This is a genomic window from Sediminibacterium salmoneum NBRC 103935 (genome assembly GCF_000511175.1).
Classification (GTDB): domain Bacteria; phylum Bacteroidota; class Bacteroidia; order Chitinophagales; family Chitinophagaceae; genus Sediminibacterium; species Sediminibacterium salmoneum.
This window is the reverse complement of record NZ_KI866530.1, coordinates 739,566-750,542: the sequence shown is the minus strand read 5'-3', so window position 1 is coordinate 750,542 and position 10,977 is coordinate 739,566. Positions and strand designations below refer to the sequence as shown.

The following is a 10,977-nucleotide window of genomic DNA, read 5'->3' as shown; positions in this document are numbered from 1 at the left end:
TTTTTTGAACGTGGCATACTAAATGTTTTGAAGTTAGCGGAGCTAACGGTTAATAATCGGTTTTGTTAAGCGGGGCTGATTAGCCTTTCAAGCGTAATAAACGTAGAACGAAATCCTTGTTGGTAGATCCAACAATACCTTTTTGTCTTAGAGCGCGCTTACGCTTCTTAGACTTTTTGGTTAGGATGTGACGCTTGAACGCTTTCTGGAAACTGATTTCTCCGGTACCGGTCACTTTAAAACGCTTCTTTGCGCTGGAGTTTGTTTTAACTTTTGGCATATAATAATCTATAAAAGATTACTCCCTGCTGGCGTTCCACCACCGGGTGGAAACTTGTTTTGGCCTTACGGGAAAATTTTGGATTGCAAAAGTATCCTTTTTGCAGGAAAACACCAAAATATTACTTCTTTTTACCTGTTTTTGGGGTAAAAATGGCAAACATTCGTTTTCCTTCCAGTTTGGGCATGCTTTCCAATGACCCAACTTCTGCCAGTCTTTCTGCAAATTTCAATAGCAACAACTGACCACGGTCCTGGAACATAATGGCTCTACCCTTAAACTGAACATAGGCTTTTACCTTATTGCCGTCTTTCAGAAAACCTTCTGCGTGTTTGGCTTTAAAGTTAAAATCGTGGTCGTCTGTACTGGGCGTAAAACGGATTTCCTTGATTTCACTCTGCTTGGAGTTGGCTTTCATTTCCTTCTCCTTCTTCTTCTTCTCGTATAAGAATTTCTTGTAGTCAATAATTTTACAAACTGGGGGATCTGCAGTAGGGGAAATTTCTACCAGATCCAGTTCTTGCTCCTGAGCAATTTTTAATGCTTCCTGAACAGAGTAAATTCCAACAGTAACGTTGTCTCCTACCAATCTGATTTGTTGTGCACGAATTCTTTCGTTAATGCGATGTTCAGGCTCTGGTTGCCTGTTGAACCTAGGATTGAATCTTCCTTTGGGTGGTAATGCCATTAAAACTTGTTTGGTTTAAAATTTTGGTAAAGATATACGATATTATGAACTATTCGCCCGATTTACGCTGATGTATTTCTTCCTTGATGTTTTCTATGAATGACTGAAGCGAAACAGTTCCCATATCTCCCTTCCCCTGTCTTCTTACAGACAACTGCTGTTCATTCATTTCTTTTTCACCAATCACGAGCATATAGGGCACTTTCATCAATTCAGTATCACGGATTTTTTTACCTATTTTTTCACTTCTGTCATCTACTTCAACTCTTACACCCGCTTTACGCAGCTCCTGTTTTACTGAGAGCGCATAATCCATGAATTTGTCGCTAATCGGCAATACTTTTACCTGCAGTGGGGCCAACCATACCGGGAATTTACCTGCATAATGCTCCAACAGGAATCCAATGAAACGCTCATGGGTTCCCAACGGAGCACGGTGAATAATCAAAGGAATTTCTGATTCATTGTGCTGGTTGGTGTATTCCAGCTGGAATTTTCTGCCTGAATTAAAGTCTACCTGGTTAGTAGCCAACGTAAATTCTCTTCCTATGGCACTCCAGATCTGTACATCAATTTTTGGCCCGTAAAAAGCAGCTTCATCCTGTACTTCCACAAAAGGAGTACCGGTTTCTATCAGTACTTTACGCACCATATCTTCGGTTTCCTTCCATAATTCAGGTTCGTTTACATATTTCTGACCCAGCTTGGCAGGATCGTGTAAACTTAATCGCATCACGTATTTATCTACACCAAAAATTTTGAAATATTTTAAATACATTTCATTCACTGCTTTGAACTCCTGTGCAAATTGTTCTCTGTTGCAGTAAATATGCGCATCATTCATGTGTAAGCATCTAACACGCATTAGCCCGAACAATTCGCCGCTCTGCTCATAACGGTAACAAGTACCGTATTCAGCAATTCTGTATGGCAAATCCTTATAGCTTTTGGGCTCAGCACCAAAAATTTTGTGGTGATGCGGACAGTTCATGGCTTTCAGATAGTACCTGGTACCATCCAGTTCCATCGGCGGAAACATACTGTCGGCATAATACGGAAGGTGCCCACTGGTTAAATACATACTCTCTTTAGCAATATGTGGAGTAACCACACGCTTGTATCCGGCTGCCTCTTCAGTTTCTTTTGCTAATTTCTCTAATTCTTCTATAATAATGGTGCCGTTAGGCATCCATAAAGGAAGACCCGGGCCAACATCATCGTCCATAGTAAAAATGCTCAGTTCTCTGCCCAATTTGCGGTGATCTCTCTTCTTGGCTTCCTCCAGCATAAGCAGGTATTCATCCATCTCTTTCTGGCTAGGGAAAGTTACCCCGTAAATTCGGGTAAGCATTTTATTCTTCTCATCTCCCTTCCAGTATGCACCAGCTATGCTGGTTAATTTGATAGATTTAATTAACCCCGTATGCGGGATATGGGGGCCGCGGCATAAATCGGTGAATGCTCCCTGAGTATAAAAACTAATTTCTCCGTCTGCCAGATTAGACAACAGGTCTAATTTATATTCATCCCCTTTTTCACTAAAATAAGCAATTGCATCAGCTTTGGCTTTTTGCTCACGGATATACTGACTATTTTTCTTGGCCAGCTCATTCATTTTCTTCTCTATGGCCAAAAGGTCATCATCGGAGATTTTTTATCACCCAGATCCATATCATAATAGAACCCTTTATCCAAAGCAGGTCCTACCCAGAACTTTACTCCTGGAAATAAAGATTCTACCGCTTCCGCCATTAAGTGAGCAGATGAATGCCAGAAAGTGTTCTTTCCATCAGCATCATCCCAGGTTAAAAATTGTATGATTGCGTCTTCCGTTATCGTGGTTGCGGCATCCACTACCTTGTTATTCACCCTGGCCACCAATACTTTTCTGGCCAATCCCTCACTGATTGATTTAGCCACTTCCATGGCGGTAGTACCTGCCGGGTACTGTCTGCTTGCTCCATCCGGAAAACGAATACTAATCATAATTTACACTAATCTTTAAAAAACTGATTGCAAAGGTAGCATTTAGCCAGCCGTATAGCGCAAAACCTTAACGGTTTTTTATCAGGTGAGGACTGTATTTTTGCAAAATGCGTCTGGTTTTTACTTTTATCTCCTGTTTATTCTTTTTGCTGAATACACAAGGCCAATCCATTACTGGAATCTGGCGAGGATATTTCAGCTCGAGCAATGGCCTTTACCGTGAAGGAATTCAGGAAGAAATGTACAAGTACGAAATACAAATTGACCAACAACCCAATAACGGAATAAAGGGTGTAACCTACTCTTATAAAACCACTGTATTTTACGGAAAAGCAACATTTCAGGGGATCTACAATGTAAAGTCGAAAACCATAATACTCAAAGAGACAGGATTGGTAGATTTAAAAATAGGTGATAAAAGCGAGCCCTGTTTAATGACCTGTTACCTTGATTACACCAAAATGGGAAAACTGGAAGTACTGCAGGGAACTTTTATTTCTACCAATATAAAAGACAAGGGCGATTGCGGAAATGGTAAAGTATACCTTGAAAAAGTTCCCGATTCTGACTTTGAAAAAGAAGATTTTTTAAAGAAGAATGCAACAACAAAATCTAAGCAGGGTAATAAGGAGTTAGTGATAAAAGAAAAGGATGCTGCTAAATTAAACAAACCCAAAGAAGCCCTTCCCGGCAAAAGCAGTTCATCCGGAAACAATCAACCTGTAGTAACCAATAAACTTTCAGACATTTCCGGCAATACCAATACAGGTAAATCAATTAATTCCGGAAAATCTAATACTATTGGTAAGACCAATAATTCTCCTTTAAAGAAAAACACGCCTCCGGTTAATGCATTACCAGTAACTCCTGCAGAACCACCTGTTATGCAAACTATGCCTCAAAGAAGAACCGAGGAAAATAACTCTACTATTGTTAAGCGGGAGCATACAGAAACTGAAGCCAGAGAGAAGAAACAAACCCCTTTGCCAAAAGTACTGGTAGAAAGAGAAAATAAACTGGTAAAAACCATCCAGGTAGAAGAGGAAAATATACAGATAGACCTTTTTGATAACGGCACTATCGATAACGATACCATAAGCGTTTTCCATAACAATAAACTAGTAATCAAACACGGCAGACTTGCTTTTAATCCCATCTCTCTCAAAATCAAGTGTAGTCCAGAAGACAAACTACACGAACTGGTAGTTGTAGCAGAAAACCTGGGCGAGATTCCACCCAATACTGCATTGATGGTAATTACAGCAGGCAAAAAAAGATACGAAGTTTTTCTAAGCTCTAACGAAAGCAGAAACGCAAAAGTGATTATTGAATTTGTACCCAGAAATTAAAGTTTAACATTCCAGGTAACAGATGGCAAAATCGGAAATAAAGACACTTGCTTGCCCGACACTTTTAAAGTTCCATCAGCAGCTGAACCCTCCTGATCAAAATACAGGAAATACGGATTGGCTCTGCTGTAAATATTGTAAATACTAAATACCCAGTTGCTGGAATACTTTCTTTGTTTTTTAGGTTTAGGGGTATAAGTAGCGGCAATATCCATACGATGATAGGCATTCATTCTGTACCCATTGATGGTTCCATATTGCTGAGACAGCACCCCGCCAATAAAATAGAAACGCTCCGGCACTGAAACTGCATTACCGGTACCATATACAAACACTCCAGACAGTTTCCATTTTTCACTTAACTGATAATTGGCTACAACAGACAAGTCATGTCTTCGGTCGAATCTACTGGGATATTTCAATCCCTGATTCAGATCCGGAAATTTACGCCAGGTCCAACCTAGTGTATATCCAATCCAACCCGTTAGTCTGCCCTTGACTTTATTAATAAACATTTCTGCCCCATAGCTCCACCCCTTTCCAAAAACGAATTCTTCTTCCGGATCCTTTAAAGAAGGTGTATATCCTTCTCTGTATTCAATCTGGTTTTGCATGGTTTTGTAATACAATTCAAAGGAAGTCTCAAACATTCCATTGTTGAAATTTTTAAAGTATCCTGCTGCATATTGCCAGCTTAACTGTGGCTTTACCCTTTGTGTACTGGGTACCCACAAGTCGGTTGGCAAAGTGGTACCTGCATTCGTTACAAGGTGAATATATTGAAGGTTTCGGGTTACCCCCCATTTAATAGAACTGGTTTCATCCAGTGTATAACGGAAAGTAGCCCTGGGCTCTAACCCTCCGTATTGCCCAAATGCACTGTAACGCAATCCTAGATTGAGTTTTAGCTTATTGCTGAGATCCCAGTCATCCTGCATATATAGCGCTGCCTCATTGGCCATTTTGGGCGGTGTGTTGTTGGGTGCAAATACTACGCTATCCTGATTGCCTGCCAATAAATTAGGAAGAAAACGATGTCTGGTAAAGAGAGCTCCGAATTTTAATTTATGTGACGGACTAATGTACCAGTCGAAATCTGTTTTGGCAGTCAGATCCTTAATTCCTGAAGAGAGCCTGATATTGAAGTCGTTCTGACTTCCATTTAAATTAAAATGATAATCATTGTACACCAATGTAGTATTGGAAAACAATTTCTTATTGAATACATGATTCCAGCGGACAGTTGCGGTTGCATTTCCCCAGTCAATTAAAGTTTTAAATGAGCGGGCGGCATTGTTAAAAGTAAATTTATCTCTTCCAAAATACCCGCTGATATACAAATGGTCTTTCTCTGATAGCTGAAAATTCATTTTGGCATTGATATCATAGAAATAATAACCTGACCCGTAAAAATCACTGGTACGGGAAATCAGAGGCTTGGTAATAGCATCTACATAAGTTCTTCTGGCAGAGAATATATAGGATGATTTTTTCTTTTTAATGGGTCCCTGAACGGAGAAGCGGGAAGCTATTAATCCGATGCCTGCATCTATCTGCGTATTGTTTTGGTTCCCCTCCTTCATGGCAATGTCCACAACAGAAGATAGCCTTCCACCATATTGGGCTGGCATCCCCCCTTTAATCAGGCTTACATTCTTAATGGCATCTGAATTAAACACAGAAAAGAAACCAAATAAATGTCCTGTATTATAAACAACTGCATCGTCCAGCAAAATTAAATTTTGATCAGGGCCTCCTCCTCTCACATAAAAACCGGCATTCCCTTCGCCCGCATTTCGCACACCAGGCATTAGCTGCAGGGTTTTCAGAATATCTACCTCACCCATAAAAGCAGGCAAAGCTTTGGCAGTGGCAACAGATAAGTCCAGTTTGCCCATTTGGGCTGTTTTTACATTGTTATCCCTTTTTCGTGCTGTTACCGTAACATCCTGTAATACCACACTTGTACCGGACTGCAAAACCAGATTCATTTCCCTGTTTTCAGTAAGCCGAACCCTTGTTTCCCTGGTTTGATAACCAATAAAATTAATAACCAGTTGATAATCACCTTTGGGAAGTGTAATAGAATAAAAACCGTAACTGTTAGTGGTGACCGATTTTCCTAATTCACGAAAACTAAGCGTAGCCCCAATTAAGGTTTCACCGGATAAACTGTCTTTTATATAACCATTCAGGGTAAATTTTTCCTGTGCACGAGCACCTAACCCTAACACCAACAAAAAACCCAGCAGGAATTTTCTCATGGCTATTAAACAAACAGGCGGAACAATAGTTCAGGCCAAGTGCAGGCTTCTTCTAGCCTTATTAAAATTACTGTCCGGTTTTATTTAAAGTATCTTTTACTTCACCACATTCCAGCATGGTGGTGGGCAGATAAGGGTTTTTTATTTCACTGCTTGCACTTAACCAGGCAGCACCATTATCATCCATCGCCATTGGACAAAACTGATAGTAGATAATTTCCTTATTGTATTGCACTTTTTTAATCAGCGTTGTCATTTGTTCGGTCAATAACTGAAAGGCTTTTCTTTTTTCTTCGAGCAAAGTCTCTCCTTTCAAACCAATCAATTCTGCCTGAAGGGATTCAGTTAATATTCCTGCCGCAGATTTTACACTATCAATTCCAATTTCACCAAATGGAATGGCAGCAATCGTTTTGGACAATAAGGCTGCTGCAGTATCCACTTTTTTTATGTTTTCTTCTATGAATGCGTCTTTTAAGTCATAATAAGCTGTCAGCGATGCTTTAAATGCCCGGTTAAAAGTATCCGAATGATTGGAAATTTCTGTTACAGGCTCAGAAGCCGGTTGATTACTGTGGCTTTCCTTATTTTCTCCACATGCAATAAGCATAATTGCAATCCATATAGAAACCAGATACTTCATAAACAAGACTTTAGAAAACAAATCTACAGCAATTTCATTTTGGAGCACATTCCAATTACCTTTGCACGCAAAATAAGGGTAAATGCTAATTGGATTTCAGAATGTAACGTTTGAGTTTGGGGCCAGAACCATTGTAGCGGACGCTACCTGGCATATTCAGCCAGGAGACAGAATTGGATTGGTGGGTTACAATGGAACCGGTAAGTCTACCCTATTGAAAGTGTTAGTGGGAGAATACACTCCCTCAAAAGGCACTGTTGAAAAGAGTAAAGAAACCACCATTGGATATTTACATCAGGATTTATTAAGTTTTGATACCAGCGAATCAATTACAGAAGTAGCATTGGGTGCATTTGAAAGAGTGAGACAGCTGGAAAAGGAAATTGAACAATTGGGAATAGAACTGGAAAAAAATCATGAGGACGAATCCTTGCTTTTAAAATATACAGACTGTTTGCATGAAATGGATGTGTTGGATGGTTACAATATTCATCACAAAGCAGAGGAAGTATTGCACGGACTTGGATTCTCCAACGAGGATTTAGGAAAACCTTATCAGCAATTCAGCGGGGGATGGAGAATGCGTGTATTACTGGCCAAAATGATTCTTCAGCAGCCAGATGTGTTGTTACTGGATGAACCTACCAACCACCTGGATCTCCCTTCCATTGAATGGCTGGAAAAATACCTGGTGCATTATAAGGGAAGTGTTGTAATTGTGAGCCACGATAAGTTCTTTTTAAATAGAATGGTCAATAAGATTGTTGAATTGTATCAGCAACAACTTCATATTTACTCGGGCAATTATGAGTTTTATGAAACCGAAAAAGCCATTAGAATAGAAATGCAGCAGAAGGCTTTTGAGAATCAGCAGGATTACATACGTCAGCAGGAAAGATTCATAGAACGTTTCAAGGCCAAAGCCAGTAAGGCTGCACAGGCGCAAAGTGTGCAGAAACGTTTGGATAAGCTGGATAAAATTGAAGACGTACAATTGGAAAGACCCAATATGCGCATTAATTTTCAGCTGGAAAAAGTACCAGGAAAAATACTGGTTACACTGAAAGATGTTACCAAAAAATTCGGAGACCTGACCATTGTTGAACATGGTGCTGCCGAAATTGAAAGAGGCGATAAAATTGCCCTGATTGGTGCCAACGGTAAAGGTAAATCAACCTTACTGCGCATGATTGCAGGCACAGAAACATTCAGCGGAGAAAGAATCTGGGGGCATAATGTAGAAGAAAGCTTTTATGCACAGCACCAGCTGGAAGCATTAACCTTGTCCAATACTATTTTGGAAGAGCTGCAGCATTGTGGCAGTAAAAAAAACGATGTTGAACTAAGAAGTCTTTTGGGATCTTTTTTATTTAGCGGAGACGATGTAGATAAAAAAATCAGGGTATTGAGCGGGGGTGAAAAAGCCCGGGTTGCCTTGGCAAAAACAATTGTTAGCAGGGGAAACTTTTTAATTCTGGATGAACCTACCAACCACCTGGATATGCATTCTGTTGAATTGTTGGCAGAAGCATTAAACAAATACGAAGGCTCTTATATTCTGGTAAGCCACGACCGTTATTTTATTTCGATGACGGCAAATAAAATCTGGGAAATTGTTGATCATCAGATAAAGGAATTCAAGGGTACTTACCAGGAATGGGTAGACTGGAACGAAAGAATGGAGAAACAGAAAAAAGGTCAAACTGCACCAGTAAAAGAAGCACCCAAACCTGTTGTTGAAGTACCTGTAAGCAAACCTGCCCAACCCATCAATAAGGAATTGCAAAAAGAATTACAAAGAAATCAGCGAAAACTGGCTCAGGTAGAAACCGATTTAAACAAGGCACAGGAAGAACAAAAACAAATTGAACTAGATCTTGCCAATCCGGACACTTATACCAATGCTGCCAAATTTGCTGATCTGGAAGGGACTTATAAGTCTGTCAAAAACAGAATTGCAGAACTGAATCAGAACTATGAGGCGTTGTTCGAGATGATTATGGAACTGGAGAACAAGGTTTAACAAATAAGAATGCAACATATAAAAATGAGAAAGCCCTTCCAAAAGAAGGGCTTCCTCATTAAAATTCTCTTATAAATCTAATCGTCTCAATGTTATGTGCATTAGACTCAATTATTTTTCTGTAGGGTTCCGCTTGCCAGCCAGTAATTTTTCCAAAGCTGTTTCCAGTCTTCTTTTGCGGGTTTCTTCTTTCTTTGCCCCTTCGATCCAGGTAACATATTCCTTTTGATTGGTAAAGGAAAGAGACGTGAAGAACTCTTTTGCTTCTTCGTGAGTAGTAAACAGACGATCCAGTTCTACAGGCGCTTTTACCAGGCGTTTTTCAAAATCTACCCCATTAACCGCTAACTTGGCTTCTGAGAAATTTCTGTCTTTATTCGGAATCTGGTCGGTCTTTTTAAATCGCATGGCACTCCATACATGGTCCATTGCCACCTGACGAACACACTCATAGTTTTGTTTGGTTAAGCAATCCCAGCTACAGTCTCTGTTTAAATCAGAAGCGATTTTACTGGTTTTCTTAGGATATGCCACCCATAATTTGCTATCGTTATGTAAGGCAGGTATCACTTCTTTCAATACATTTTTTAACTGCAGTTCACTCAGGGCGAATACCAGTGCAAAATCAACTTTCTTGCTTTTCAATAAAGGAGTAACATTCTTGGCATAAGTAAGTTTGGCAAACTGCTTTTCGATGGAAGAAGGCAAACCCTGAATTAAGAGATTCTTCTCGTCCTTAAGCTGAAGTTTTTCGAGTAGCGTTTGATTCGACATGCTTTGAAGAATTTTGTTACAATAAAGATTGCAAAGTTAAAAAAATGTTACGACTTTTTGTAGTAATTCTGAACCGTGCTGGCCATGATTTTCTCAAGTGCAGCAATCCTTTCAGCGTCACTGGGGTGTGTACTTAGTAATGAAGGGGTACTTCCACCACCGGTAGCAGCCGACATTCTATTCCAGAAAGCTATGGCTTCTCTGGGATCGTAGCCGGCTAAAGCCGAGAACATTAAACCAAAACGATCTGCTTCTAATTCATTGCTTCTGCTGAATGCAGGCATTATGGTTCCGGATGCAATACCATAAGAAGTATTGAAAATCTCTTGTGTTAGCTGTGGCTTATTCGACAATGCAATGGATAATCCTGCCCCCAAACCCTGCTGTAGCAGTCCCTGGCTCATTCTTTCACTACCGTGTCTGGCCAAAGCATGAGCAATTTCATGCCCCATTACCACGGCCAGTCCGGCTTCATTCTTGGTGACAGGCAAAATACCGGTGTACACCACAATTCTGCCTCCGGGCATGCACCAGGCGTTCATTTGCTTATCGTTCACCAGATTAATTTCCCAGCTGTATCCAGCCAATTCCTGGCTTAGTCCCTTTTGCTGATAATAGTTCTTGATTGCGTTTACAATATTTTCCCCCACTCTTTTAACCATCATGGCATCGGCGGTTCCGGTTACCAGTTTATTGGTCTGAATAAAGGATTTGTATTGGGTTGCCGCCAATGACTGGGCTTCAGATTCCGGCACCAGACTCAATTGCTTTCTTCCGGTTATCGCATTTCGCTGACAACCTGTAATGCCTGTCAATAACAAAGTTATTGTTACAATGCTCCAAAGATATTTTTTCATGAATTCCTCCTTGTGTTCACAATTACTTCCCGCTTCGATTCTTATCCCTCGATTTAAATAAGGGGATTTTGCTCTCTGTACCTTTTAATATTCTTCCAATATTTTTCTGATGG

10 protein-coding genes are annotated in these 10,977 nt (G+C 40.1%); 2 read left to right on the top strand and 8 right to left on the bottom strand.

The window, feature by feature from the left end:
* Positions 1-79: 79 nt before the first annotated feature.
* The 4 genes from rpmI to P767_RS18770 all read right to left on the bottom strand — a co-directional run bounded on the left by rpmI (position 80) and on the right by P767_RS18770 (position 2,954).
* Positions 80-280 (bottom strand): 50S ribosomal protein L35, encoded by a 201-nt coding sequence (gene rpmI / locus P767_RS0103675; RefSeq protein WP_026751942.1) that lies wholly within the window; start codon positions 278-280, stop codon positions 80-82.
* 121 nt (positions 281-401) lie between these two features.
* Positions 402-968 (bottom strand): translation initiation factor IF-3, encoded by a 567-nt coding sequence (gene infC, locus P767_RS0103670; protein WP_026763447.1) that lies wholly within the window; start codon positions 966-968, stop codon positions 402-404.
* A 49-nt stretch (positions 969-1,017) separates the two neighbouring features.
* Positions 1,018-2,601: a threonine--tRNA ligase gene (gene thrS / locus P767_RS15675; protein ID WP_245586824.1), complete on the bottom strand. Its 1,584-nt coding sequence runs from the start codon at positions 2,599-2,601 to the stop codon at positions 1,018-1,020.
* Positions 2,592-2,954, bottom strand: a complete 363-nt coding sequence (locus P767_RS18770) for a TGS domain-containing protein (protein WP_245586823.1) — start codon at positions 2,952-2,954, stop codon at positions 2,592-2,594. Before P767_RS18770 ends, thrS begins: the two co-directional genes overlap by 10 nt.
* 107 nt (positions 2,955-3,061) lie before the next feature.
* On the opposite strand from P767_RS18770, the gene P767_RS0103660 reads away from it, so the two are divergent.
* Entirely contained in the window at positions 3,062-4,303 is a 1,242-nt protein-coding gene (locus P767_RS0103660; protein ID WP_026763446.1) for a hypothetical protein, read from the top strand.
* Here the strand turns inward: P767_RS0103660 and P767_RS0103655 are convergent.
* Positions 4,300-6,567, bottom strand: coding sequence for a TonB-dependent receptor (locus tag P767_RS0103655; protein WP_026763445.1), 2,268 nt, complete (start codon positions 6,565-6,567; stop codon positions 4,300-4,302). The two genes, P767_RS0103660 and P767_RS0103655, sit on opposite strands and share 4 nt — an antisense overlap.
* A 67-nt stretch (positions 6,568-6,634) precedes the next feature.
* On the bottom strand, positions 6,635-7,210 hold the full coding sequence (locus P767_RS17455; RefSeq protein WP_026763444.1) for a DUF3347 domain-containing protein: 576 nt from the start codon (positions 7,208-7,210) through the stop codon (positions 6,635-6,637).
* Between the two features lie 82 nt (positions 7,211-7,292).
* Here P767_RS17455 and P767_RS0103645 point away from each other — a divergent pair, with 82 nt between their 5' ends.
* Complete coding sequence (locus P767_RS0103645) at positions 7,293-9,233, top strand: ABC-F family ATP-binding cassette domain-containing protein (RefSeq protein ID WP_026763443.1); 1,941 nt, start codon at positions 7,293-7,295, stop codon at positions 9,231-9,233.
* 111 nt (positions 9,234-9,344) lie between these two features.
* On the opposite strand, the gene P767_RS17450 is transcribed toward P767_RS0103645, so the two are convergent.
* Together P767_RS17450 and P767_RS0103635 are read right to left on the bottom strand one after the other, a co-directional pair.
* Positions 9,345-10,007 carry a YdeI/OmpD-associated family protein gene (locus tag P767_RS17450; protein WP_051417069.1) on the bottom strand — a complete coding sequence of 221 codons (663 nt, stop codon included), beginning with the start codon at positions 10,005-10,007 and terminating at the stop codon, positions 9,345-9,347.
* A 47-nt stretch (positions 10,008-10,054) separates the two neighbouring features.
* Complete coding sequence (locus P767_RS0103635; RefSeq protein WP_026763442.1) at positions 10,055-10,864, bottom strand: M48 family metallopeptidase; 810 nt, start codon at positions 10,862-10,864, stop codon at positions 10,055-10,057.
* Positions 10,865-10,977: the final 113 nt, after the last annotated feature.